Origin of the sequence: Lentzea sp. JNUCC 0626, from assembly GCF_043632865.1 — a bacterium.
GTDB lineage: Bacteria > Actinomycetota > Actinomycetes > Mycobacteriales > Pseudonocardiaceae > Lentzea.
The window spans coordinates 2,765,282-2,790,882 of sequence record NZ_CP171635.1 but is presented as its reverse complement, the minus strand read 5'-3'; the positions used below and the strand labels follow the sequence as shown (position 1 = coordinate 2,790,882).

Annotated in this window: 20 protein-coding genes; 15 read left to right on the top strand and 5 right to left on the bottom strand. The window is 68.9% G+C overall.

All coding sequences use genetic code 11. The features are described from left to right. The first annotated feature begins 31 nt into the window (after positions 1-31). From JNUCC0626_RS12475 to JNUCC0626_RS12450, 6 genes are all read left to right on the top strand, one after another. Entirely contained in the window at positions 32-814 is a 783-nt protein-coding gene (locus JNUCC0626_RS12475; RefSeq protein ID WP_394619877.1) for an IclR family transcriptional regulator, read from the top strand. Positions 815-1,511: 697 nt separating this feature from the next. Next, positions 1,512-2,792 (top strand): serine hydroxymethyltransferase, encoded by a 1,281-nt coding sequence (glyA, locus tag JNUCC0626_RS12470; RefSeq protein WP_394619876.1) that lies wholly within the window; start codon positions 1,512-1,514, stop codon positions 2,790-2,792. Positions 2,793-2,806: 14 nt separating this feature from the next. Further along, the gene (locus tag JNUCC0626_RS12465; RefSeq protein ID WP_394619875.1) at positions 2,807-3,892 is read left to right on the top strand and encodes an S-(hydroxymethyl)mycothiol dehydrogenase; all 1,086 of its coding nucleotides are present in this window, start codon (positions 2,807-2,809) and stop codon (positions 3,890-3,892) included. Then, the gene (locus JNUCC0626_RS12460; RefSeq protein WP_394619874.1) at positions 3,889-6,336 is read left to right on the top strand and encodes a GcvT family protein; all 2,448 of its coding nucleotides are present in this window, start codon (positions 3,889-3,891) and stop codon (positions 6,334-6,336) included. The genes JNUCC0626_RS12465 and JNUCC0626_RS12460 overlap by 4 nt, the downstream gene beginning before the upstream one ends. Beyond that, positions 6,333-7,463, top strand: coding sequence for an aromatic ring-hydroxylating oxygenase subunit alpha (locus JNUCC0626_RS12455; protein ID WP_394619873.1), 1,131 nt, complete (start codon positions 6,333-6,335; stop codon positions 7,461-7,463). Before JNUCC0626_RS12460 ends, JNUCC0626_RS12455 begins: the two co-directional genes overlap by 4 nt. A 14-nt stretch (positions 7,464-7,477) precedes the next feature. Next, the gene (locus tag JNUCC0626_RS12450) at positions 7,478-9,073 is read left to right on the top strand and encodes a BCCT family transporter (protein ID WP_394619872.1); all 1,596 of its coding nucleotides are present in this window, start codon (positions 7,478-7,480) and stop codon (positions 9,071-9,073) included. Here the strand turns inward: JNUCC0626_RS12450 and JNUCC0626_RS12445 are convergent. Beyond that, complete coding sequence (locus JNUCC0626_RS12445) at positions 9,026-9,682, bottom strand: GntR family transcriptional regulator (RefSeq protein WP_394619871.1); 657 nt, start codon at positions 9,680-9,682, stop codon at positions 9,026-9,028. The two genes, JNUCC0626_RS12450 and JNUCC0626_RS12445, sit on opposite strands and share 48 nt — an antisense overlap. A 68-nt stretch (positions 9,683-9,750) precedes the next feature. Here JNUCC0626_RS12445 and JNUCC0626_RS12440 point away from each other — a divergent pair, with 68 nt between their 5' ends. Genes JNUCC0626_RS12440 through purU form a run of 5 tightly spaced genes read left to right on the top strand, consistent with a single transcriptional unit; the run spans position 9,751 to position 15,525 of the window. After that, positions 9,751-10,980: a sarcosine oxidase subunit beta family protein gene (locus JNUCC0626_RS12440; protein WP_394619870.1), complete on the top strand. Its 1,230-nt coding sequence runs from the start codon at positions 9,751-9,753 to the stop codon at positions 10,978-10,980. Between the two features lie 10 nt (positions 10,981-10,990). Further along, positions 10,991-11,272 carry a sarcosine oxidase subunit delta gene (locus JNUCC0626_RS12435; RefSeq protein WP_382445240.1) on the top strand — a complete coding sequence of 94 codons (282 nt, stop codon included), beginning with the start codon at positions 10,991-10,993 and terminating at the stop codon, positions 11,270-11,272. Further along, entirely contained in the window at positions 11,269-14,118 is a 2,850-nt protein-coding gene (locus JNUCC0626_RS12430) for a 2Fe-2S iron-sulfur cluster-binding protein (RefSeq protein ID WP_394619869.1), read from the top strand. The genes JNUCC0626_RS12435 and JNUCC0626_RS12430 overlap by 4 nt, the downstream gene beginning before the upstream one ends. Beyond that, positions 14,108-14,683: a sarcosine oxidase subunit gamma gene (locus tag JNUCC0626_RS12425; protein ID WP_394619868.1), complete on the top strand. Its 576-nt coding sequence runs from the start codon at positions 14,108-14,110 to the stop codon at positions 14,681-14,683. Before JNUCC0626_RS12430 ends, JNUCC0626_RS12425 begins: the two co-directional genes overlap by 11 nt. Further along, positions 14,683-15,525 carry a formyltetrahydrofolate deformylase gene (gene purU, locus JNUCC0626_RS12420; protein WP_394619867.1) on the top strand — a complete coding sequence of 281 codons (843 nt, stop codon included), beginning with the start codon at positions 14,683-14,685 and terminating at the stop codon, positions 15,523-15,525. The genes JNUCC0626_RS12425 and purU overlap by 1 nt, the downstream gene beginning before the upstream one ends. A 6-nt stretch (positions 15,526-15,531) precedes the next feature. Here the strand turns inward: purU and JNUCC0626_RS12415 are convergent, their stop codons facing one another. Genes JNUCC0626_RS12415 through JNUCC0626_RS12405 form a run of 3 tightly spaced genes read right to left on the bottom strand, consistent with a single transcriptional unit; the run spans position 15,532 to position 17,594 of the window. Beyond that, positions 15,532-15,840, bottom strand: a complete 309-nt coding sequence (locus tag JNUCC0626_RS12415; protein ID WP_394619866.1) for a hypothetical protein — start codon at positions 15,838-15,840, stop codon at positions 15,532-15,534. Then, entirely contained in the window at positions 15,833-17,023 is a 1,191-nt protein-coding gene (locus tag JNUCC0626_RS12410; protein ID WP_394619865.1) for an FAD-dependent monooxygenase, read from the bottom strand. The genes JNUCC0626_RS12415 and JNUCC0626_RS12410 overlap by 8 nt, the downstream gene beginning before the upstream one ends. 28 nt (positions 17,024-17,051) lie before the next feature. After that, on the bottom strand, positions 17,052-17,594 hold the full coding sequence (locus JNUCC0626_RS12405) for a class I SAM-dependent methyltransferase (RefSeq protein ID WP_394622024.1): 543 nt from the start codon (positions 17,592-17,594) through the stop codon (positions 17,052-17,054). A 158-nt stretch (positions 17,595-17,752) separates the two neighbouring features. Between JNUCC0626_RS12405 and JNUCC0626_RS12400 the strand changes: the two genes are divergently transcribed. Beyond that, positions 17,753-19,051, top strand: a complete 1,299-nt coding sequence (locus JNUCC0626_RS12400) for an MFS transporter (RefSeq protein ID WP_394619864.1) — start codon at positions 17,753-17,755, stop codon at positions 19,049-19,051. Then, complete coding sequence (locus JNUCC0626_RS12395; RefSeq protein ID WP_394619863.1) at positions 19,003-21,039, top strand: fibronectin type III domain-containing protein; 2,037 nt, start codon at positions 19,003-19,005, stop codon at positions 21,037-21,039. Before JNUCC0626_RS12400 ends, JNUCC0626_RS12395 begins: the two co-directional genes overlap by 49 nt. 56 nt (positions 21,040-21,095) lie before the next feature. On the opposite strand, the gene JNUCC0626_RS12390 is transcribed toward JNUCC0626_RS12395, so the two are convergent. Then, entirely contained in the window at positions 21,096-21,953 is an 858-nt protein-coding gene (locus JNUCC0626_RS12390; RefSeq protein ID WP_394619862.1) for an XRE family transcriptional regulator, read from the bottom strand. A 189-nt stretch (positions 21,954-22,142) separates the two neighbouring features. Here JNUCC0626_RS12390 and JNUCC0626_RS12385 point away from each other — a divergent pair, with 189 nt between their 5' ends. Next, positions 22,143-24,416: a M28 family peptidase gene (locus JNUCC0626_RS12385; RefSeq protein WP_394619861.1), complete on the top strand. Its 2,274-nt coding sequence runs from the start codon at positions 22,143-22,145 to the stop codon at positions 24,414-24,416. A gap of 302 nt (positions 24,417-24,718) precedes the next feature. After that, entirely contained in the window at positions 24,719-25,585 is an 867-nt protein-coding gene (locus JNUCC0626_RS12380; RefSeq protein WP_394619860.1) for a phytanoyl-CoA dioxygenase family protein, read from the top strand. Positions 25,586-25,601: the final 16 nt, after the last annotated feature.

The window sequence follows — 25,601 nt, the reverse complement described above, 5'->3', positions numbered from 1 at the left end:
CACTGTTGCGTCAATCGGATACCGTTGCGCGATGGGCAACAACGAGGTAGGGCGCGATCCCGCGCTCGTGCAATCGGTCGATCGGGCGGTGACCGTCCTGGAACTGCTGGCCCGCAACGGCGAGGCGGGCATCACCGAGATCGCCGCCGAACTCGGCGTGCACAAGTCCTCGGCGTCCAGACTCGTCTACACCCTGCAGGCCCGTGAGCTGGTGGAACAGGACGGCGAGCGCGGCCCGTTCCGGATCGGGCTGGGGATGCTGCGGTTCGCCGGTGCCGTCTCCGGGCCGATCGACTACGTGCGCGTGGGTGGGCCGGTTTGCGTTGACCTCGCTGATCGTCTTGGGGAGACGGTCAACATCGCTGTTCTGGACGGGGATGTTGCGTTGAACGTGTCGCAGGCACGGGGTGGGTCGGCTGTCGCCGCGCAGAACTGGGTGGGGCAGCGGACTCCGTTGCACGCCACCTCTTCTGGGAAGGTTTTGCTGGCGGCGGCTTCTGTGGCTGAGCAGGATCGGTTGCTGGGTGGGGAGTTGGAGGCTTGCGCTCCTCGGACCATTACGGATCCTTCGCGGTTGCGGCGGGTTTTGCGGCGGACTGCTGAGGACGGGTTCGCTACCTGCATGGAGGAGTTGGAGGCTGGGCTGCACGCGGTTGCGGTGCCGGTTTTCGGGTCTTCTGGGGATGTTGTGGCGGCTATTAGTGCTGCTGGGCCGGCTTATCGGTTGTCTTCGGCTCGGATGCCGGAGATCGTGGAGGAGTTGAGGGTGGCTTCTCGGGATTTGTCCGCTCGGATGGGGCATGCGGTGGCGTAGGTGGTTTCTGTCACCAGTGCGGTGGTCGGGCAAACCTGGACGAGAGTGGTTCAGGCATCGCCGCTGGCGCGTCGATAGGGATTGGGGCTTGACTTCGGGGCCCTTGCGAGGCGCTGGTCGGGCCGGAAAGGGCCGGGCTGAAAAGCGCCCGGCCGAGCCACGAGTGGTAGCACCTCGCACCCAAAGTCAAGCCCCAATCCCACGCGTACGTGGCTGAGTTGGGCAGGCACGTCACCGACACCGGCTGATCGGTGCAGTCAAGAGTGTCGGCTCGCCTTCGGCATTGCGTAGCTCGGGCGCGCGTTGTCGTTAGCCAAGAACTAAGGACCCCCGCCTCCACCCTGGCCCGCGTTCACCTTTGCCGCACCTCCACCGCTGCCCTCCTTCCGCCTCGCCGCGTCTTCGCCCCGCCGCGCCTCCGCTCTCCGGCGCCCTACCTCGCCTCCGCCCCTACCTCGCCTCCGCCCCTGCCTCGCCTGTCTTCCTGCCCCCGCCGTCTGCGCCCGGTGCCGCCTTTGCCGTGCCCGCATCCCTTGTGCGGCGGGGGCTGGCGCGCCCGTTCGGGCAGGCGTGGGTGCCTCCGTCCGAGCGACCAGGTCTTGACAACGGCTTCGCGTGGTCTCACCGTGATGCGCGCTGTAGTTGCATAATGCGAATCAGGTTGCGTATTACGGAACTCGCTCGGAAGGGTTGGCCCGTGTCACTCTCCGTTCCCACCACCACAGACCTCGATCTGGGCATCGACGAGCTCGATCCCGAGGTTGCCGCTGAGATCCGCGCCGAGTTGCTCAGGCAGCAGTCGACGTTGGAGATGATCGCCTCCGAGAACTTCGCGCCTGTCGCCGTGTTGCAGGCGCAGGGGTCGGTGTTGACCAACAAGTACGCCGAGGGGTATCCGGGGCGCCGGTATTACGGCGGCTGTGAGCACGTGGATGTCATCGAGGCGTTGGCGATCGAGCGGGTGAAGGCGCTGTTCGGCGCTGAGCACGCCAACGTGCAGCCGCACTCCGGGGCCCAGGCCAATGCTGCCGCGATGGCGGCTGTGTTGCAGCCCGGGGACACGATCATGGGGCTCGATCTCGCGCACGGTGGGCATCTCACGCACGGGATGCGGATCAACTTCTCCGGGCGGCTCTACAACGTGGTGGCTTACCACGTGGACGCCGAGTCGGGTCGTGTGGACATGGCTGAGGTCGAGCGGCTGGCGGTGGAGGCGAAGCCCAAGCTGATCATCGCTGGGTGGTCGGCTTACCCGCGGCAGTTGGACTTCGCGGAGTTTCGGCGGATCGCTGATCTGGTCGGTGCCCGGTTGATGGTGGACATGGCTCACTTCGCCGGGTTGGTGGCGGCGGGGTTGCATCCGAGTCCGGTGCCGTTTGCGGATCTGGTCACGACGACCACGCACAAGACCCTTGGTGGGCCTCGGGGTGGGGTGATCCTTTGTCGGCAGGAGTTGGCGAAGAAGGTCGACTCCACCGTGTTTCCCGGGCAGCAGGGTGGGCCGTTGCAGCACGTGATCGCGGCCAAGGCGGTGGCGTTCAAGGTTGCGGCGCAGCAAGGGTTCAAGGAACGGCAGGGGCGGGTCGTCGAGGGCGCTCAACTACTGGCTGAGCGGCTGATGCAAGCGGACTGCGCTGAGGCCGGGGTGAAGGTGTTGACCGGCGGCACGGACGTGCACCTGGTACTGGTGGATCTCGTCGGGTCCTCTTTGGACGGCAAGCAGGCCGAGGATCGGTTGCACGGCATCGGGATCACGGTGAACCGGAACGCGGTGCCGTTCGACCCGCGGCCGCCGATGGTCACGTCCGGGCTGCGGATCGGGACGCCCGCGTTGGCGGCGCGAGGGTTCCAGAGCGAGGACTTCGTCGAGGTTGCGGATGTGATCGCGGCGGCGCTCAAGCCCGTGTTCGACGCGGAGGCTTTGCAAGCGCGCGTTGCTGTGCTGGCTGCCAAGAACCCCCTCTACCCCCACCTCTGACGGGAGCGATCGAAGTGGTACATGCGGTGAACGGTGTCGTGGCGGCGGGGCGCGGGGCCAAGGTTTCGGTCGAGACCATTCTGGTGCCGGATCCCGGGCCCGGTGAGGCGCTGGTGAAGGTGCAGGCGTGCGGGGTCTGCCACACGGATCTGCACTACCGGGAGGGCGGGATCAACGACGAGTTCCCGTTCCTGCTCGGGCACGAGGCGGCCGGGGTCGTGGAGGCGGTCGGGGACGGGGTCACCGATCTTGAGCCAGGGGATTTTGTGATCCTCAACTGGCGGGCGGTGTGCGGGGCGTGCCGGTCGTGTCTCAGGGGAAGGCCGCAGTACTGCTTCAACACGCACAACGCGGCTCAGCCCATGACGTTGCAGGACGGCACGCCGTTGTCGCCCGCGCTGGGGATCGGGGCGTTCGCGGAGAAGACGCTCGTCCACAGTGGACAATGCACGAAGGTGAACCCGAAGGCGCCTGCGGAGGTGGCCGGGTTGCTTGGGTGCGGGGTGATGGCGGGCATCGGGGCCGCGATCAACACCGGTGGCGTGACGCGCGGGGACAGCGTCGCGGTGCTCGGGTGTGGTGGGGTCGGGGACGCGGCTATCGCCGGGGCGCGGCTCGCGGGCGCGCGCACGATCATCGCGGTCGACCTCGATCCGACGAAGCTGGAGTGGGCCGCGAAGTTCGGGGCCACGCACACGGTCAACGCCAAGGAGCAGGACGTCGTCGAGGCGATCCGGGAGTTGACGGACGGGAACGGCGCGGACGTCGTGATCGACGCGGTCGGGCGGCCCGAGACGTTCGAGCAGGCCTTCTACGCTCGTGACCACGCCGGGCTCGCCGTGCTGGTCGGGGTGCCGACGCCGGACATGAAGCTCGAGCTGCCGTTGATCGACGTGTTCAGCCGGGGCGGCGCGGTCAAGTCGTCGTGGTACGGGGACTGCCTGCCCAGCAGGGACTTCCCGATGCTGATCGACCTGTACCTGCAGGGGCGGCTCGACCTCGGCGCGTTCGTCTCGGAGACGATCGGGCTCGGGGACGTCGAGAAGGCGTTCGAGGACATGCACCACGGCCGCGTGCTGCGTTCGGTGGTGGTCCTGTGACTCAGCCGAGAGTGGTGCTGATCGGCGCGGGCATCGTCGGGTGCGCGCTGGCCGACGAACTGACCGCGCGCGGGTGGACCGACGTCACCGTGCTGGAGCAGGGGCCCCTGTTCGCGACGGGCGGGTCCAGCTCGCACGCGCCCGGCCTGGTCTTCCAGACCACCGGGTGCAGGACGATGACCTCGTTCGCCAAGTACACCGTCGAGAAGTACACGGCGATGACGCTGGACGACCAGTGGTGCTTCCAGCAGCTCGGCGGACTCGAGGTCGCGACGACGCCCGAGCGGTGGACGGACATCAAGCGCCGCCACGGATGGGCGACGGCGTGGGGCGTCGAGAGCTTCCTGCGCGACCCCGAGGAGTGCGCGCGGCTGCACCCGATGCTCGACCCCGGCAAGATCCTCGGCGGTTTCCACATCCCGTCCGACGGCCTCGCGAAACCCCTCAGGGCGGCCGAGGCCCAGGCCAGGCGCGCGATGGACCGGGGCGCGAAGTTCCTCCAGCACCAGAAGGTCACCGGCATCGAACGCACCGGCCGCCGCGTCAAGGCCGTGGTGACGGAGAAGGACACCTTCCCCGCCGACATCGTCGTGTCGTGCGTCGGCATGTGGGGGCCGCGGATCGGCAGGATGGTCGACCTCGACATCCCGCTCGTGCCGATGGCGCACCAGTACGCGAAGACGGCGCCGCTGCCCGCACTCAAGGGCAAGAACACCGAGCTGTCCGAGATGTCGACGCCGTTGCTGCGGCACCAGGACGCGGACCTGTACTTCCGCGAGCACGTCGACCGCATCGGCATCGGCGCCTACGGGCACCGGCCCATGCCGATCGACGCCGACGACATCCTCGACTTCGACGTGGCGCCGACCATGCCGTCCGAGATCGCGTTCACCCCGGAGGACTTCGAGACCTCCTGGGACGCGGCCGTCGACCTGCTACCGGCCCTGGCCGACTCGAAGGTCGAGGAGGGCGTCAACGGCCTGTTCTCGTTCACTCCCGACGGCAACCCGCTGCTCGGTGAACATCCCGGCCTGCCGGGGTTCTGGGTCGCCGAGGCCGTGTGGATCACGCACTCCGCCGGTGTCGCGAAGGCGATGGCCGAGTGGCTGGTCGACGGCCAGCCGAAGATCGACCTGCACGGCTGCGACCTCAACCGGTTCGAACTCGCCCAGCGCTCACCCGGTTACGTGCACGAACGCAGCTGCCGGGCGTTCGTCGAGGTCTACGACATCCTGCACCCGTTGCAGCCCGCCGAAAAGCCGCGACCGCTGCGCAAGAGCCCGTTCTACCAGCAGCAGAAAGAACTCGGCGCGGTGTTCCTGGAGGCGTCGGGCTGGGAGCGGCCGCACTGGTACGAGGCCAACGCCACCCTGCCCGAGGTCGCGGAGATCCCGGACCGCAACGAGTGGGCGTCGAGGTTCTGGTCGCCGATCGCGGGTGCCGAGGCACTGGTGGCGCGCAAGCGGGTCGCCATGTTCGACATGACGGCACTCAAGAGGCTGGAGGTCAGCGGGCCGGAGGCGTTGCCGTTCCTGCAGACCATGACCACCAACCAGCTCGACCGCAAGCCCGGCGCGGTCGTGTACACGTTGCTGCTCAACGAGGACGGGGGAGTGCGCAGCGACCTGACCATCGCCCGCCTCGGCGAGCAGCGGTTCCAGGTCGGCGCGAACGGCCCGCTGGACCTCGACTGGTTGCGACGGCGGTTGCCGCCCAACGGCGGTGTGCACATCGCCGACATCACGCCAGGAACGTGCTGCATCGGTCTGTGGGGCCCAGAGGCGCGCAACCTGTTGCAGCCGCTGACGAAAACCGACTTCTCGCACAGCGCCATGGGGTACTTCAAGGCGCAGGAGGCGTTCATCGGCGAGGTGCCGGTCACCGCGATGCGGCTGTCGTACGTCGGCGAACTCGGCTGGGAGCTCTACACGACCGCGGACATGGGCGCGCGGCTGTGGGACACGCTGTGGGAGGCCGGGCAGCAGCACGGCGTCATCGCGGCCGGACGCAGTGCCTTCACCAGCATGCGGCTGGAGAAGGGCTACCGCTCGTGGGGCACCGACGTGACCACCGAGCACGACCCGTTCGAGGCGGGACTCGGGTTCGCGGTGCGGATGAACAAGGGCTACTTCCACGGCCGCAAGGCGTTGGAAGGCCGGTCTGAGGAGACCGCGACGCGCAAGCTGACGTGCCTGATCATCGACGACGACCACCAGGTCGTCATGGGGTCCGAGCCCGTCTTCGCCGGAGGTGTCCCGGTCGGGTACGTCACCAGCGCGGCGCGTGGCTACTCGATCGGCAAGAACATCGCCTACGCCTGGCTGCCCGCCGAGGTGGCCGTCGAGGGCGCGCAGGTCGAGATCGAGTACTTCGGTGCACGTGTCCCAGCGGTCGTGGCGGCGGAACCGCTCTTCGACCCCGAGATGAAGCGGATCCGTTCATGACCCAGACCGAACTCCCCTCGAGCCTCATCCCGACGCTGCCCGGCCACACCTACACCGACCCGGCGATCTTCGAGCTGGAACAGCAGAACATCTTCGAGGAGATGTGGTTCTGCGCGGTCAGAAGCGCCGACCTGCCGGACGCGGGCAACTTCCGGACCGTCCAGATCGGACGCGAGAGCGTGCTGGTCACCCGCTCCCGCGACGGCTCGCTGCGCGCGTTCCTCAACATCTGCCGGCACCGCGGCGCGAAGCTCTGCGTCGAGGAGTCCGGCACGGTCAAGCGCAACTTCCAGTGCCCGTACCACGCCTGGACCTACGGCCTGGACGGCAAGCTGGTCGCCGCGCCCAACCTCACGTCGATGCCGGACGTCGACCGCGTCGAGTACGGCCTCAAGACCGTGCACCTGCGCGAATGGCTCGGCTACGTCTGGGTGTCGCTCGCCGACGAGCCCGCGTCGTTCGAGGAGACCGTGCAGCGCGACGTCCAGGAACGCCTGGGCAACCTCGACGCGATCGGCAACTACCAGGTCAGCGAACTCGACCTGGGGCGCCGGATCACCTACGACGTCAAGGCGAACTGGAAGCTCATCATCGAGAACTTCATGGAGTGCTACCACTGCGCCACGATCCACCCCGAGCTCACCGAGGTGCTGCCCGAGTTCGCCGACGGGTACGCCGCGCAGTACTACGTCGGGCACGGTGCCGTGTTCGGCGAGGAGATCAAGGGCTTCACGATCGACGGCAGCGAGGGCTTCGACAACCTCGCGGGCGTCGCGTCCGACCAGGACCGCCGGTACTACGCGATCACCGTGCGGCCGCAGGTGTTCATCAACCTGGTGCCGGACCACGTGATCATCCACCGGATGTTCCCGCTGGCAGCCGACCGCACGATCGTCGAGTGCGACTGGCTCTACGCCAAGGACGTCGTCGCGACCGGCAAGGACGTCTCGCGGTCGGTGGAGCTGTTCCACCGCGTCAACGAGCAGGACTTCGAGGCGTGCGAACGGTGTCAGCCCGCCATGTCGTCGCGGGCGTACCGTAACGGCGGCGTGCTGGTGCCGTCGGAACACCACATCGGCGAGTTCCACGACTGGGTCCAGAGGAAGCTGATCAGGGGGACTGATTAGAAGGCGGTACAACGATGTCCGTCAAACCCGAACCGGAGTTCTTACCCACCACCAGATCCCACACCGACCGCGTCGTCTTCACCGTCTCGGCGGTCGTCGCCGCCGCGTTCCTCGCGTGGGGGATCATCGGCACGAACAGCCTCAGCACCGTCTCCTCGACGGTGCTGGGCTGGGTCATCCGCAACACCGGCTGGGCCTTCCTGACCGCCGCCACGGGGTTCGTGATCTTCGCCCTGTGGCTCGCGTTCAGCAAGTACGGCCGGATCCCGCTCGGCCAGGACGGCGAGCGGCCGGAGTTCCGCACGGTCTCGTGGGTCGCGATGATGTTCAGCGCGGGCATGGGCATCGGGCTGATGTTCTACGGCGTCGCGGAACCGCTGGCGCACTACGTGAAACCGCCGCCCGGCTCGGTGCAGGGCGGCACGGACGCGGCGATCGACGTCGCGATGGCGACGTCGCTCTTCCACTGGGCGTTCCACCCGTGGTCGATCTACGCCGTCGTCGGGCTCGCCATCGCCTACGGCACGTTCCGGCGCGGCCGCAAGCAGTTGATCAGCGCCGTGTTCGCGCCGCTGTTCGGCGACCACGTGTCGGAGAAGCCGCTCGGCCGGGTGATCGACGTGCTGGCGATCTTCGCGACGTTGTTCGGGTCGGCCGCCTCGCTCGGGCTGGGCGCGTTGCAGATCGGCAGCGGGCTCAAGGCCGGTGGGTTCGTCCGCGAGAACCCCGGTGTGGGCGTGCTGATCGGCATCATCGCGGTGCTGACGGTGGCGTTCGTGGCGTCCGCTGTTTCGGGCGTGGCCAAGGGCATCCAGTGGCTGTCGAACATCAACATGGTGCTGGCGACCGTGCTGGCGGTGTTCGTGTTCCTCGTCGGGCCGACGGTGTTGATCCTGAACCTCATCCCCGCTGCTGTGGGTGACTACTTCCGCGACATGGGCGAGATGGTGTCGCGCTCGGCCGGGACCGGCGGGGATGCGATGGAGACGTGGCTGTCCGGCTGGACGATTTTCTACTGGGCCTGGTGGATCTCGTGGACACCGTTCGTCGGCATGTTCATCGCCCGGATCTCGCGCGGCCGCACGATCAAGCAGTTCGTCAAGGGCGTGATCCTGGTGCCGTCGGTCGTGAGCCTGATCTGGTTCTCGATCATGGGCGGGACCGCGATCTCCGTGCAGCGCGACGGCACCGACCTCGCGGGCGCGGCGAACCCCGAGTCGCAGCTGTTCGGCGTGCTCGACCAGTTCCCGCTGGCCGCGGTCGCCGGGGTGGTCGTGATGGTGCTGGTGGCGATCTTCTTCGTCTCGGGCGCCGACGCCGCGTCGTTGGTGATGGGCACGTTGTCCCAGCGCGGGGACGGCGAACCGCACCGCCGGCTGGTGGTGTTCTGGGGCGTCGCGACCGGTGGCGTCGCCGCGGTGATGCTGCTGGTCGGCGGGGGAGGGGCGACCGCGTTGACCGGGTTGCAGAACCTCACGATCATCGCCGCCGCGCCGTTCGGGCTCGTGATGGTCGTGGCGTGCGTGGCTTTGGTGAAGGACCTGCGCAGCGACCCGCTCGTCCTAGATCAACGCCCGGATCGCGCGCTCGAATCCGACGACGTGTTGTGAGGCGAGTTCGCTCGCCTTCTTCGCGTCGCCGTCGATGATCGCCGTCAGGAGGGGCACGTGTTCGTCGACGTGACCGGCCATTCCGGACAGCCGGGGCAGGAAGACGCACCAGATCCGGGTGGCGAGGTTGTCGTAGGAGATCAGGGTGTCCTCGAGGAACGGGTTGTGCACGCACCCGTAGATCGCGCGGTGGACGCCGACGTCGGCGCGCAGCAGTTCCGTGTTGTCGCCCGTCGGCGTCGTGTCGAGCTGCGAGCGGAGGTCCGTGAGCGCGGCACGGTCCTCGCTCGTGGCGCGTTCGGCTGCGGCTGCGGCGGCCAGGGGTTCCAGCGTCCGGCGCACCTCGGAGATGTGGGAGAGGTCGGAGATGTTCACGTCGGTGGCGAACGTGCCGCGGCGCGGGAAGGCGACGACGAGGCGTTCCTGCTCGAGCCGCTTCAACGCCTCGCGGATCGGGGTGCGGCCGACGCCGAGCTCGGTGCGCAGCCTGTCCTCGTTGATGGGCTCGCCGGGCTTGATCTCCAGCATGACCAGGCGATCTCGCAGCACGGCGTACGCCTGCTCGGTGAGTGAGATGGCCGCCGGAACGTCGTTGACCCGTGCGTTCATGTGACCTACTGTAACGCACAGACTGATATATCAGGAGTCGACCAGATGGTGTCACTGGAGGCCTCGCGATGACCAGCCCGCCCGGAGCGCACCTGCCCGAGCACCCGGAGTTCCTGTGGGACAACCCGGAACCGAAGGCGTCCTACGACGTCGTGGTCGTCGGCGGGGGAGGGCACGGCCTGGCCACCGCGTACTACCTCGCGAAGGTGCACGGCATCACGAACGTCGCGGTGCTGGAGAAGGGCTGGCTCGCGGGCGGCAACATGGCCCGCAACACCACCATCATCCGGTCGAACTACCTGTGGGACGAGAGTTCCGGCATCTACGAGCACTCCCTGAAGCTGTGGGAGGGCCTGGAAGAAGATCTCGGCTACCCGATCCTGTTCGACCAGCGCGGCGTGCTGAACCTCGCGCACAGCCTGCAGGACGTGCGCGACAGCGTCCGCCGGGTCAACGCGAACCGCCTCAACGGCATCGACGCCGAGTGGGTGGATCCGGCCGGGGTCAAGGAGATCTGCCCGATCGTCAACACCTCACCGGACGTCCGCTACCCGGTGCTCGGCGCGACCTACCAACCGCGCGCGGGCATCGCGAAGCACGACTACGTGGCGTGGGGCTACGCGCGGGCGGCGCACGCGATGGGCGTCGACCTCATCCAGAACTGCGAGGTCACCGGCCTGGAGACGGTCGACGGCCGGATCACCGCCGTGCAGACGTCCCGTGGCCGCATCGCCGCCGGTCGCGTCGCGCTGTGCGCCGCCGGGCACAGTTCGGTGCTCGCCAAGATGGTCGGACTGCGGTTGCCGCTGGCGTCGCATCCGTTGCAGGCCTTGGTGTCCGAGCTGCTGGAGCCCGTGCACCCGACGGTCGTGATGTCGAACGCCGTGCACGTCTACGTCTCCCAGGCGCACAAGGGTGAACTGGTGATGGGCGCGGGCATCGACAGCTACAACGGGTACGGGCAACGGGGTTCGTTCCACATCATCGAACAGCAGATGGCCGCCGCCCTGGAGCTCTTCCCGGTGTTCGCGCGGGCGCACCTGCTGCGGACGTGGGCGGGCATCGTGGACGTCAGCCCGGACGCGTCGCCGATCGTGGGACTCACGCCTGTCGGCGGCCTGTACCTGAACTGCGGCTGGGGCACCGGCGGCTTCAAGGCCACGCCCGGTGTCGGCGACTGCTTCGCGCACACCATCGCCCACGACAAGCCGCACCCGTACAACGAGCCGTTCACCTTGGAGCGCTTCACCTCCGGCGCTCTCGTCGACGAGCACGGCGCCGCCGCCGTGGCCCACTAGGAGACTTGCGATGCAACTCATCCCGTGTCCGTGGTGCGGCCCGCGCGAGGAAGCCGAGTTCCACTACGGCGGCCAGGCCCACGTCGCCTACCCCGAGGACCCGTCCGCGTTGAGCGACGAGGAATGGGCCCAGTACGTGTTCTTCCGGGAGAACCCGAGCGGCCCGTTCGCCGAGCGCTGGAGCCACAACGCCGGCTGCCGCCGCTGGTTCAACGCCGTCCGCGACACCCGCACCCACGACCTGCTGGCCGTCTACCGCGTGGGCGAGCCGATGCCCGAGGTGACCGCATGACCTTCCGCATCCCGACCGGCGGCTCGATCGACCGGAACACGTTGCTGCACTTCACCTTCAACGGCGTCGCGTACACCGGCCACCCTGGCGACACCTTGGCGTCGGCGTTGCTGGCGCACGGCGTGCACTCGATCGGCTCCAGCGTGAAACTCGGCCGTCCGCGCGGCGTCGTGGCGGCGGGCTCCGAGGACCCGACCTCGCTGGTCCAGGTCGAGGCGCCGTTCTCCGAGCCCATGCTGCTGGCCACCACCGTCGAGCTGTACGACGGCCTGGTAGCGCGCGGGCTGGCCGGCCAGGGGCGGTTGTCCGCCGACCCCGACCCGGCGCGGTACGACGCCAAGCACGAACACTGCGACGTGCTCGTGGTCGGCGCCGGGCCCGCCGGTCTGGTGGCGGCGTTGACGGCCGCTCGTGCCGGTGCCCGCGTGGTGCTGGTGGACGAGCAGAACCAGGCCGGCGGCGCGTTGCTGGGTGTGGACGAGTACCTGGACGACCGGCCGTCCGCCGAGTGGGTCGCGGACGTCGTGGCGGAGCTGAAGTCGACCCCCGGCGTGCTGGTGCTGGAGCGCACGACGGCGTTCGGCATGTACCAGGACGGGTTCGTGCTGGCACTTCAGAAGCGGACGGACCACCTCGGCTTCGCGGCGCCTGCCGCGGTTGCGCGGCAACGGGTCTGGCGGATCCGGACGCGGCAGACCGTGCTGGCGACCGGCGCCCACGAGCGGCCCGTGGTGTTCGCGGACAACGACCGGCCCGGGATCATGCTGGCGTCGTCGGCGCGGACGTTCCTGCACCGGTACGGGGTGCTGCCGGGGTCGCGGGCGGTGGTGTTCACGACCAACGACTCGGCTTACTGCGCGGCGATCGACCTCGCGGAGTCCGGTGTGGACATCGCGCTGATCGTGGACGCCAGGGCGGAGGCTCCGGCGCGGCTCTCTGAGGAGTGTGCGGCGAGGGGGATCGAGGTCCGCTCTGGGCACGCGGTGGTGGGAACCGAGGGGGACGGACGGGTGAGCGGGGTGCACGTCGCTGCGCTGGCCACCTCCACCACCCCTTCCGCCGCTGCGGCCACCATCCCGTGCGACACGCTCCTGGTGTCCGGTGGCTGGAACCCTGTGGTCAGCCTGTTCAGCCAGGCCCGAGGCACGCTGCGCTACGACTCCGAACTCGGAGCTTTCGTCCCCGGCCAGAAGTTGTCCACCGTCCACGTGGCCGGATCCGCGACCGGCGAACTCGACCTCACGGCGTGCACCCGCCAAGGCCGTGACGCCGGTGTCGAAGCCGCCCGCGAGGCTGGGTTCACCCCCGGAGGCCAGGTCCCGTTGCCCGCCTCCGACTCCCGCTGCACCGCCCGCTCCGGCCTGGTGCTGTGGCGCGTTCCGGGCTCCGACGACACCAGCTTCGTGGACCTGCAGCGGGATTCCACGGTCGCCGACGTGCTGCGGGCGACCGGTGCGGGCCTCAGGTCGTTGGAGCACATCAAGCGGTACACGACCATCGGCACCGCCCACGACCAGGGCAAGACGTCCGGCATGATCGCCGCCGGCATCGTCGCCGAGGCGCTCGGCGTGGAGCTGGGGGAGCAGCGGCCGACGACGTTCCGGCCGCCGTTCACCTCGGTGTCGTTCGCGGCGCTGGCCGGGCGCGACCGCGGCGAGCTGCACGACCCGGTCCGCGTCACCTCGATCCACCCGTGGCACGTGGAGCACGGGGCGTTGTTCGAGAACGTCGGCCAGTGGAAGCGGCCCTGGTACTACCCGCAGCCTGGCGAGGACCTGCACACGGCCGTGTTGCGTGAGTGCAAGGCGACGCGCGAGAGCGTCGGCATGATGGACGGCTCGACGCTCGGCAAGATCGACGTGCAGGGCGCGGACGCCGGGAAGTTCCTGGACATGCTCTACACCAACCTGATGAGCACGCTGAAGGTCGGCAAGATCCGCTACGGCGTCATGTGCGGTGTGGACGGGATGGTGATCGACGACGGCACGGTGATCCGGGTCGGCGAAGAGCGCTACATCGTCACCACGACCACCGGCAACGCCGCGAAGATCCTCGACTGGATGGAGGAGTGGCTCCAGACGGAGTGGCCGCACCTCGACGTGCACTGCACCTCGGTCACCGAGCACTGGGCCACGATCCCGTTGGTGGGCCCCAAGTCCCGCGACGTGCTGGCGGCGGTGGCGCCGGACCTCGACGTCTCCAACGAGGCGTTCGAGTTCATGACCTGGCACGACACGACGGTCGCCGGGGTGTCGGCGCGCGTGTGCCGGATCAGCTTCTCCGGTGAGCTCGCGTACGAGATCAACGTGACCGGCTGGCACGGCTTGACGGTGTGGAAGGCGTTGATGGAGGCCGGGAAACCGTACGGGATCACGCCGTACGGCACCGAGACCATGCACGTGCTGCGCGCCGAGAAGGGGTATCCGATCATCGGTCAGGAGACCGACGCGACGGTGACGCCGCAGGACCTCGGCATGTCGTGGGCGGTGTCGAAGAAGAAGCCGGACTTCATCGGCAAGCGGTCGTTCTCCCGCGCCGAGAACAACCGCTCGGACCGCAAGCAACTGGTCGGGCTCCTGCCGGTCGACCCGGCCGTGCTGCTGCCGGAGGGGTCGCAGATCGTCGAGACCGACCGGCTGCCCGAACCGCCGGTGCGGATGCTCGGCCACGTCACGTCGAGCTACCCGAGCGCGGCGCTGGGCCGCACGTTCGCGCTGGCGCTGGTGCGCTCCGGCCACGAACGCATCGGCGAGACCCTGTACGTGCCCGTCGAGGACGCGCTCGTGCCGGTCACCGTCACCGAATCCGTGCTGTACGACAAGGAAGGAGCCCGTCGTGACGGTTAGTCCCCTCGCCGCCTGGACCGATCGGCTGGCGGCGCTCGCACCCGCGCTGGACGTCGCCGAGGTGCCGTTCCGCTCGCAGCTCACCGTCCGCGTGTCCGATCCCGGCGCGATCGCGGCGATGGGAACCACGCTCGGTGTGCAATTTCCTTCTGTCCCTTGCACTTTCACCTCGGGCACCGGAGAGTTCGGAGCTGTCGAGGTGCTCTGGCTCGGTCCGGACGAGTTCCTGGTCACGGCCGCGCCCGACCTGCAGGTCACGATCGAGGAGGTGTTGCGTGGCGCGCTCCAGAACGTCCGAGGGTCCGTTGTGGACACTTCGGCTCAACGCACGACCGTGGTCCTTCAAGGGCCGCGCGCACGAGACGTGCTGGCTCACGGATGTTCCGTGGACCTGCACCCGGCTTCGGCTCCCCGCGGCACTTGCGTGCAGACGCTGCTCGCACGGACGGGGATCGTCCTGCAGGTGAACGACGACAGCTACACGATCCTGGTGCGCTCGTCGTTCGCCGAGTACTTCGCCGCGTGGCTCGTCGACGCGACCACCGAATACCTGGCGGTGCCGTGATGCCCCAGTTCGTCCTGACCCTGAACTGCCCGGAGCGGGCGGGCATCGTGCACGCCGTGACGTCGTTCCTCGTCGACCACGGCTGCGACATCGTGCAGCACCAGCAGTTCGACGACGACGTGCGCGGCAAGCTGTTCCTGCGCACCGCGTTCTCGTGCGCCGACACCGACCGCGACTCGTTGGCCGGTGAGTTCGCCGCCGTCGCCACGCAGTTCGAGATGGACTTCGACCTGCACGACGAACGCCCGCCGCGCGTCCTCGTCATGGTCTCGAAGGCCGGGCACTGCCTGAACGACCTGCTCTTCCGCTGGCGAGCGGGCAGTCTCGGCGGCGAGATCGCGGCCGTCGTCTCGAACCACGAGGACCTGCGCCCGATGGCGGAGGCGGCCGGGCTCGACTTCGTGCACGTGCCCAACACCGCCGACACCAAACAGGCCGCCGAGCAACGCCTGATCGAACTGGTCGAGGAGTACCAGGCCGACCTGGTCGTGCTGGCCCGCTACATGCAGGTGCTGTCCAACGACCTGTGCGCGAAGCTGGCCGGCCGCGTGATCAACATCCACCACTCGTTCCTGCCGGGCTTCAAGGGCGCGAAGCCGTACCACCAGGCCTACGACCGGGGCGTGAAGTACGTGGGCGCGACGGTCCACTACGTCACGCCCGACCTCGACGAGGGCCCGATCATCGAGCAGGAGGTGCTGCGGGTCGACCACTCCTACGACCCGCGCGCCCTCACCGCCGCCGGCCGGGACGCCGAGGCGCTCGCGTTGTCCCGGGCCGTGCGGTGGCACTGCGAACACCGCGTGCTGCTCAACGGCAACGGCACGGTGGTGTTCCGCTAGGTTCCGCTAGACCGGCAAGCCGGGCTCGGTGAACGAGACCGGCTTGCCGGTGGCGCGGGCGTAGGCGATCTCCCGGCTGGTGGACTCGCCGACGTACCCGCCGGGATTGACCACCAGCACCCGGTCGGCCAGGTCGATCTTGCGCAGGTGCAGGGCGTCCAGCACGACCTTTTGCTCGGCGGTCACCACCTCGCCCGCTTCGCCCGGCGCGACGACGATGACCCCGGCGAACGTCAGCCCCCGGTTGGCCGCGCGCAGCTCGTCCACGAACCGGGCGGAGCCGCAGAGACAGACGATCTCGGGCCGCTCAGGCACGCGAGTCCGGCAGCCCCGCGTAGTCCGGAAGCTCGGCACCGTTGATCGCGCGGTCGATCAGGGCGGTGAACGCCTCCATGTCCGGTTCCGGCGCGGGTTCGGACGCGGGTTCGGGCTGGGGCAGCAGGTTGTGCACGTGCATCCGGCCGATCTCCTGGTTCGCTTCGACGAACGACCGCATGCGTGTTTCGTAGCCCGCGAACCCGGCCTCGGGGTTCCAGTCGGCGGCGGCCAGTTCGCCCGCCAGCAGGTAGGCGCCGACGAGCGCGAGGCCCGTGCCGCCGCCGGACATCGGCGACGAGCTGGACGCGGCGTCGCCGATCAGCGCCACCCGGCCGGTCGACCAGCTGGGCATGATCACCTGGGCGACCTGGTCGAGGTAGAAGTCCGGGGTGTCGTCGAGGTGCGCGAGGATCCGTTCGGTCTCCCAGCCCATGCCCGCCATCTGCTCGCGCAGCAGGCGTTTCTGGCCCTCGACGTCGCGGAAGTCGACGTCGAAGTCGGCCGCCGGGAACGACATCATGGCCATCGCCCGGCTCTTGTCCTTCAGCGGACGCAGGCCGGCGGTGCGGCCGGACTCGCGGTCCTGGTGGTCGATCATCCAGCCGTCGATGCCGAACTCGTTGGGCACGCTGTAGAAGGCGAGCACTAGCCCGAGGTGGCGGACGTAGTTCTCGCGCGGGCCGAAGACCATGGCGCGCAACGACGAGTGCAGGCCGTCGGCGCCGATCACCAGGTCGAACCTGCGCTTGCCGCCGCTCGCGAACGTCACGTCGACGCCGTCCGCGTCCTGGGTGAGCTCGCTGATCCGGTCGTCGAAGACGTACTCGACGCCGTCGCGCGTGTCGTCGTGGAGGAGTTGCGAGAGGTCGCCGCGCAGGATCTCGATGTCGGCGATGTAGCCGTCGCCGCCGTCGTCCTCCGCGCGGTACGTCTCCAGCACCGTGCCGTCGGCGTCGACGGTGTGCGCGCCCGCGGTCTCGGTGCGGGCCGCGCGCACTTCCTTGTCCAGGCCCATCAACCGGATGGCGTCCTTGGCGACGCCGCGCGCGTCCACTGCCTGACCGCCCGGCCGTAGCCCCGGCGCCCGTTCCACCACGGTCACCTCGGCTCCACGCCGATGCAACCAGTGTGCGAGAGCCGGTCCCGCGATGCTCGCCCCTGCTACCAAGACCTCAGTCACGGTCCGGAGTGTACGGATGATTGGCCGATTAAGCCTTGTGTATCAACAACTGCGCCTGCAGGAAACGTTCGCTTTCGATCGGTTGGCGGACCATTCGCCCGATCTCGGCGAAACCGGCTGCAAGCGCCAAATCCAGCAGACCGGACGGCGACCAGCGGTAGGCGGGCGTCACCTTGTGGTCGAACTCCACCGGTTCGGGGTCGTCGCCCGCGAAGAAGCCGATCAGCGCGTGCCCGCCCGGCCGGAGCACCCGGTGGAACTCCGCGAACACCTTCGGCAGGTCGTGCGGCGGGACGTGGATGACGGAGTAGTTGGCCAGAATTCCGCCGAGGGAGCCGTCTTCGAGGTCCAGCGCGGCCATCGTGCCGACGTCGAACCTCAGGTGCGGGTGGGCCTGGCGGGCGAGCGCGATCATCTCGGAGGAGAGGTCGAGTCCGAAGACGTCCAGCCCGAGGCCGTGCAGGTGCGCGGTGAGGTGGCCGGGGCCGCAGCCGAGGTCGGCGACCGGGTTCGCGGTGAGTTCGGCGAACGCGGCGAGCATCGCGCGGTCGAGCGGGCGGGTGTCGAGCATGTCGCCGAACAGTTCGGCGTACAGGGACGCGACGGAATCGTAAGGGGTCACAAAGCGACCCTATCGCCCTGAATAATCAAATGTGAGTCCTTTGCTGTTGCCAGTGTTCTGCTGTTGCACCGTCGACGCAAACCTATTGTGGTGCTTATAGTTCCGCCGTGATTTCCGTTCTCCGTCATCCGGCTTACCGCGCGTTGTTCGGCGCGCAGGTCGTCGCGCTGACCGGAACGGGACTGACGACCGTCGCGCTCGGCCTGCTCGCCTACGACCTCGCCGGTGCGGAGGCGGGCGCGGTGCTCGGCACGGCGCTGGCGATCAAGATGATCGCGTACGTGACGGTCGCGCCGATGGCCACGGCGTTGCTCGGTGCGTTGCCGCGCCGAGCGGTGCTGGTGGCGTTGAACGTGGTGCGGGCCGGAGTGGCCGTGGTGCTGCCGTGGGTCGGCGAGGTGTGGCAGGTCTACGTGCTGATCTTCCTGCTGCAGGCGGGATCGGCCGCGTTCACCCCGTTGTTCCAGGCGACGATCCCGGACGTGCTGCCGGACGAACGCGAGTACACCCGCGCGATCACGTTGTCCCGCATGGCCTACGACCTGGAGAGCCTGCTCAGCCCCGCGCTGGCCGCGGCCGCGCTGACGGTGGTGAGCTTCCACGAGTTGTTCCTGGGCACGGCATTGGGGTTCGGCGGGGCGGCGTTGCTGGTGCTGTCCGCGGTCGTGCCATGCCCGAAGGTTCTGCCGCGCAGGGGGTACGACGCGACCACGCGCGGAATCCGGCTCTACCTGGCGACACCTCGGCTGCGCGGGCTGCTGGCCGTGCACTTCGCGGCGGCCGCGGCCGGGTCGATGGTCTTCGTGAACACCGTGGCGCACATGCGGGACGGGCTCGGGCGGGACGCGTCCGACGTCGCGCTGGCGTTGGCCGCCAACGGGATCGGGTCGCTGGTGGCGGCGTGCGCGTTGCCCCGGCTGCTCGACCGGTTCTCCGATCGCGCGGTCGTGCTGCGGGCGGCGTCGACGTTGGTCGTGGTCCTGGGTGCGGGCGTGTTCCTCGCCGGGTACTGGCCGGTGCTGCTGGTGTTGTGGGCGTTGATCGGCGCCGGGTGTTCGCTCGCCCTCACGCCCGGTGCGCGTCTGCTGAGGCGGTCGGCCGAGGGACCTGATCGGCCCGCGTTGTTCGCCGCGGACTTCGCTTTGTCGCACGCGTGCTGGCTGGTCTGCTATCCGCTCGCCGGGTGGGTCGCGACGGCCGCGGGCATTACGACGGCGTTCGTCGTTCTCGGTGCTTTGACGGCGGTGGGAGCGGGGGTCGCATTCGTGTTGTGGCCCCGGACCGAAAAGTTAAATTCGCAGGTCGCGGGTTTTGCGGAATACGGTTTTCGCACCCTGCCTGCGAAGGAGTTCCACTCATGCGATTGCGCAGCAAAATCATCGCTGCCGCGTGCGGATCGGTCCTGACGCTCTCCGTCGTGCACAGCGCGGCGGCGGTGCAACCGGACGCCGCGGCCCAGCAGAACGAGGCACACCAGCGCTTCAAAGTCCTGTCGTCCGAGCTGCGCGGCCAACTTGCCGGGCACTGGTTCGACGCGGCCTCCGGCAAGCTCACCGTCGCGGTGCCGTCCGAGCAGGCCGCCCAGCGCGCCCGCTCCGAAGGCGTCAACGTCGTGGTCGTGCAACGCAGTGCCGCCGACCTCGACCGCCTGCTGGCCGAGGTGCGCACGCAGATCGGCGACGGCGTGCCCGGCGTGTTCAGCTGGGGCGTCGACGTGCGCGACAACCAGGTCGACGTCACCGTCAACACGACCCGCAAAACCGAGGCCACCGAACGGTTCCTGACGAAGGTGCGCGGCCTCGCCGGCGTGCAGATCGTGGAAACCCAGTCCCAGCAACGGCAACAGGCGGGCACCGTGCAGCCCGGCAGCCCGTGGTGGCCGGGTTCGGAGTCGAACTGCTCGATCGGCTTCGCCGCGACGGATGCCAGCGGCGGCAAGCACTTCCTCACCGCCGGACACTGCACCAACGACGCCAACCAGGCCGCCTACGGCCAGTCCGGGCAGCAGAACCGCCTCGGCACGTCGAACGTCGGCGGCACCCGCAGCGTCAACGCCCGCGAAGGCGACATGGGCGTCGTGGCCGTGACCGAGGCGGGTTGGACCCTGTCCCCGTCGGTCAACACCTGGGGCCAGCCCGCCGTCACCGTCACGGGTTCGGCCGAGGCGATGGTCGGCGACCGCGTCTGCCACTCCGGCAACACCTCGAAGTGGCAGTGCGGCGAGGTCAAGTACACCAACAAGGCCGTGGACTACGGCGGCGGCCTGATCATCGAGGGCCTCACCTGGACCACCGCCTGCTCCCTGGGCGGCGACTCCGGCGGCGCCTGGCTCCTCGGCGACAAGGCGGTCGGCCTGCACGACGGCGGCCCGTCGAAGTGCGTCCAGAATCCGACCGACGGCGACATGTCGCTCTTCCAGCCGGTCAACGAGGCGCTCCGCAAGTGGAACCTCACCCTGGTCACCGGCGGTGGCGACACCGCGGCCCCCACCGCCCCGGCCAACCCGCGCGCCACCGGCACCACGTCGTCCAGCGTCTCCCTGGCCTGGGACGCCTCGACGGACAACGTGGGCGTCACCGCCTACGACGTCTACAACGGCAGCACGCTCGCGACCACGGTCACCGGCACCACCGCCACCGTGTCGTCCCTGAAGGCGGACAACGACTACACCTTCACCGTCAAGGCTCGCGACGCGGCCGGCAACACCTCCGCCGCCAGCGCCGCCGTCACCGCCCGCACCCAACCGGGCACCGGCGACACCGAGGCCCCGACCGCCCCGGACAACCTCCGCTCCACGGGCGTGACGTCGAACAGCGTCTCGCTCGCCTGGGACGCCTCCACCGACAACGTCGGCGTCACCGGCTACGAGGTCCTCAACGGCACCACCGTCGCCGCGACCTCCACCGGCACCACGGCCACCGTCACCGGCCTGACCGCCGACTCGCAGTACACGTTCACCGTCCGCGCCCTCGACGCCGCCGGCAACCAGTCGAAGTCCTCGGCCGAGGTCACCGCCCGCACGTCCGGCAACACCGGCGGCGGGCGCACGTTCACCAACGACACGGACCACCAGATCCGCGACTTCCAGGTGGCCGTCAGCGCGGTGCGATCCACCGCCACCGGCGCCGCCAGGAACCCGATCACCGTCAAGGTCGACGCCACCCACACCTGCCAGGAGGACCTCAACGTCACCCTGGTCGCGCCGAGCGGCCGCAGCTACCCGCTGATGCGCACGCCGGGCGGCAACTACGGCTGCCACGCGTTCGCGTCGGGCAGGACGTTCACCGTGGTCCCCGGTGCAGGGGAGGCCGCGAGCGGCACGTGGACGCTGCGCATCGGGGACAACGGCCCCGGTGACACGGGCGTCCTGAGCGGCTGGTCGCTCACGGTCTAGGGAAAGGAGAGTGGGTGCGGCCCGCCAGGTTCAGCCGCACCCACTCGCCCTGTCGTTCACCACGTCCACTCGAACCCGTAACACCCCGGCCCGAACTTCAAAGCCACCCCGAGCACCGACCCGCCCTCGTCCAGCCGGACTCCCGCAGTCCGCTCACCCTCGGCGTCCTGCTCCACCCGACGGACACTGCGCGGCGGCAAGTCGAACGTCACCTCCAGCACGTACTCGTGCACCGGCCGCCGGAACTTCCGCGAGTAGTTCGTGGCCGGCGGATAAGGCGCGGCGTTCTCCAGCGAGTGCTCGGTGATCACCGTCTGCCCCCGCCGCAACGGCGCCCGGAACAGCAGCTCCGCGACCAGCAGCCCCTCCTCGGGCCGCGTCACCACCCGCCCCAGCCGGCAGTTGTGCAGCGGCCTGATCACAGGCAACGCCCGGTCGTGCTCGTCGAGGTGCAGGATCACCACCCACCGGTCGGGCCCGTCCTCCTCCGCCCGCAACACCTGCCGCGACACGTAGGACCGCTCGCCCCGCCCGGCCACCGCCACCCGGTCGTGCTGGCTGATCCGGGTCAGCCGCGAGTCCCAGCGCGTGTCGACGCCGCCGACGACGTCCTCGATCACCGACGGCTCGGGCCAGAACGCGCTGATGCCCGCCACACGGCGCGAGCCGCGCAACGCCGGTGCCAACAACGACGACAGCGCACCGGCCTCCAACTCCAGCACTTCTTCGAGGTGCGTCACGGCAGACAAAGACGCACGGCGTTCGGGACGGCTACGGCCCGTCTGCCAGTAGCTCAACGTTGCGAGGCTCACTGACGAACCACGCCGGGCGAGGTGCGAGCGGATGCGTTCGAGCGACAGGCCACGCGCCACCACGGCTGAGCGCAGGACATCGGCGAAGTCGGGTAGCGACATCGTTGTCTCCTAAGTACCGGGTCGCTCGACGCTATCCCTCTTATGGCGCAACGGAAGCCGGGACTTAAAAGTGAAAACGGACAGCCGCGCGCGAACCGTGCCGACAACCATCCGAACGACCGGATGCCGCACGCCGAAACGACAGCTACGGTCGCGTGACCCTGCGATCCCTGCGAAGGAGCCCGACAAGTGCGAAGAAGAAGATCTCTCCTCGCCACGGCCATGACGGCGTTGGTTACCGCGGCGCTGGCCCTCCCTGCCACCCCAGTGCTCGCGGCCGGGTGTTCCGGCACCAATGACGGTGACGTCGCGATCGGCGACAACACGACCGTCGAGTCGTCGATCCTCATCGAGGGCTGCGCGTCGGCGCCGTCCGCGACCGCCACCGTGCCGGTCAAGATCGTGCACACCTACATCGGCGACCTCCAGGTCAGCCTCATCGCCCCGGACGGCTCGGCGTACGTCCTGCACAACCGCAGCGGCGGCAGCGCGGACAACATCGACCAGACCTACACGGTCAACCTGTCCAGCGAGACGTCGAACGGCACGTGGAAGCTGCGCGTCAACGACAACGCCAACAACGACACCGGCCGGATCGACGCCTGGACGCTGAACCTCGGCGGGTCGACGCCCGCGAACGACTTCTCCGTCGCCGTGTCGCCCACTTCCGGCACCGTGGCCGCAGGGTCGAACGCCACCACGACCGTGCAGACGCAGACCACCAACGGCCAGGCGCAGACCGTCGCGCTCACCGCCAGCGGCCTGCCGTCGGGCGCCACCGCGTCGTTCAGCCCGTCGTCCGTCCAGACCGGCTCGAACTCGACGCTCACGATCAGCACCACCGCGTCGATCTCGTCGGGCACCTACCCGATCACGGTGAGCGCCGCGGGCAGCACCACGAAGACCGCGACCTACTCGCTCACGGTCACCGGCGGCACCGGACCGCAGATCCCGGACATCGACATCGCCGCGGTCAAGGCGCACCTGACCGCGTTCGGCACGATCGCCTCGCAGAACGGCGGCAACCGGCGCTCGACGTCGGCCGGCTACCGCGCGTCCGTGGCGTACGTGAAGGACAAGCTCACCGCGGCCGGCTACACCGTCACCGAGCAGCCCTGCACGAGCGGCTGCACCAGCGGCGCCGGTCCGAACGTCATCGCGGAGTGGCCCGGCGGCAACGCCAACAACGTCTACATGTTCGGCGCCCACCTCGACGGCGTGTCCGCCGGCCCCGGCATCAACGACAACGGCTCGGGCTCGGCGGCGCTGCTGGAGACGGCGCTCGTGCTCGCCCAGCGCAACCCGACGATGGCGAACAAGGTCCGCTTCGGCTGGTGGACCGACGAGGAGCAGGGCCTCAACGGCTCGCGCTTCTACGTCTCGCAGCTGCCGTCCGCCGAGCGCACGAAGATCAAGACCTACCACAACTTCGACATGGTCGGCTCGACCAACGGCGGCTACTTCATCAACAACATCACCTCGGCGCAGTCCACGCACATGAAGGCGTACTGGGACTCGCTGGGCCTGTCGCCCGAGGAGAACACCGAGGGCCGCAACCGGTCCGACGACGCGTCGTTCACCAACGCGGGCATCCCGGCGTCCGGCTACGCGATGGGCGCGAGCGCCCGCAAGACCGCGGCCCAGGCGACCAAGTGGGGCGGCACGTCCGGCGCGGCGTTCGACCCCTGCTACCACGCGTCCTGCGACACCACCGCGAACATCAGCGACACGCACCTCAACCGCGCGGTCGACGGCATCGCCTACACCCTGTGGAAGTCCGCCGTCGGCACCGGAACGCCGTCACAGGACTTCTCCGTGTCGGTGTCGCCGACGTCCGGTTCGGTGGCGGCGGGCTCGTCCGTCTCCGCCACGGTCGGCACGGCCACGGTGAGCGGCTCCGCGCAGACCGTGCAGCTGTCCGCGTCCGGGCTGCCCTCCGGTGCGACCGCCTCGTTCAGCCCCGCGTCCGTCCAAACAGGAGCGAACTCGGCGCTGACGATCAGCACCACCGCGTCCACCCCCGCCGGAACCTACCCGGTGACGATCACCGCGGCGGGCACGGCGAACCGCAATGCCACCTACACGCTCACCGTCACGGGTGGCGGTGGTGGCAGCTGCAACGGCACCAACCCGAACGACGTGTCCATTCCGGACGCGGGTGCCGCGGTCGACAGCGACCTCGTGATCTCGGGCTGCTCCGCCACGCCGTCCGCGAGTTCCGTGGTCACCGTGCGGATCGTGCACCCGTACGTCGGTGACCTGACGGTCGCGCTCATCGCACCGGACGGCACGTCGTACACGCTGCACAGCCGCACCGGTGGTTCCGCCGACAACATCGACCGCACCTTCACGGTCAACCTGTCGAGCGAGGCCGCGAACGGCACGTGGAAGCTGCGCGTCCGCGACCTCGCCGCGTCCGACGTGGGCACCATCGACACGTGGGGCCTCAACCTGGCCCCGTAGCCGTGTCGGCACGTCGATCCGCATGACGAGGGCCCCGGTTCGCCGGGGCCCTCATCCATGTCCGTGGTCATACCCAGTTCGACGCACCGGATCGCCGCGGGGTTGGCTCGCCGCGAGACCTTTGTGGACTGTTACAGAACGCTGAAGTTCGCTTGTCCGCCGCCGCCGGGTGCGTCCCGCGAATCGCGGACCTTGAGACCCATCCCACAAAAGCTCGCTTTTCCGCACTTCACGGGTTTCAAATCGAAATGCGCCGGGACGTTGATCCCGGATCGCTTCTTCGGACCCGAAAGGCTGTTTCCTTGAACGCACCCGTGATGAATGCTGCCTGGACGACGATGACCAAGGCGGAACGCGAGCAGTTCGACGAGGACGGCTACCTGCTGATTCGCGGGGCGCTTTCCCGCGACGAGGTCGAGTTTTATCGCAATGCGATCGACCGGGTTTACGAGCAGTACCCGCAGGGCGAGCCGATGCATTTGCTGAGCGCGGTCACGCGTTGTCCGGATCTGGCCGGTCTGCTCGACCACCCCGCCGTTTTCGGGTACGTCTGGTCGATGCTCGGCTGGAACACCCACGTCTACCACTCGCACATCGACGTGCACCCGCGTGTGAAGGAGGAGAAGCCGTTCTGGTGGCACTGGCACCAGGACGGTGGCAGGCAGAACCGCGAGATCGAGACGGATCCGCGCCCGAGACTGTCCGTGAAGCTCGCCTACTGGTTCTCCGACGTGTCCCATCCCGGCCGGGGCAACCTCGCCATCGTGCCTGGTAGCCACAAGACCAACTGGCTGCCCGGCCCGCCGAAGCGCAACGTCGAGTGGCCCGCGCCGGCCGGTGCGATGCAGGTGCTCGTCGAGCCCGGCGACGTCCTCTTCTTCGACCGCCGAATCTGGCACGCGCGGTCCGACAACCACTCCGACGTGACCCGCAAGGTCGCATTCTTCGGCTACACCCAGCGCTGGATCCACATTCGCGACGAGGTCGAGGACCTGCCCGAGCAGCCGTGGTGGAAGTACACCTCACCGGTGCAGCGCCAACTGCTCGGAAACGTCGGCGACGGCAGCGGCGACCACGCCTGGGGCCATTTCCCGGAAACGACCCCGCTGTACGGGGAACTGGCCGGTCGCGGCCTGCTCGACTCCAGCATTCCCGCCCTGATTCCCTGAGTGAGGACGATTCCAG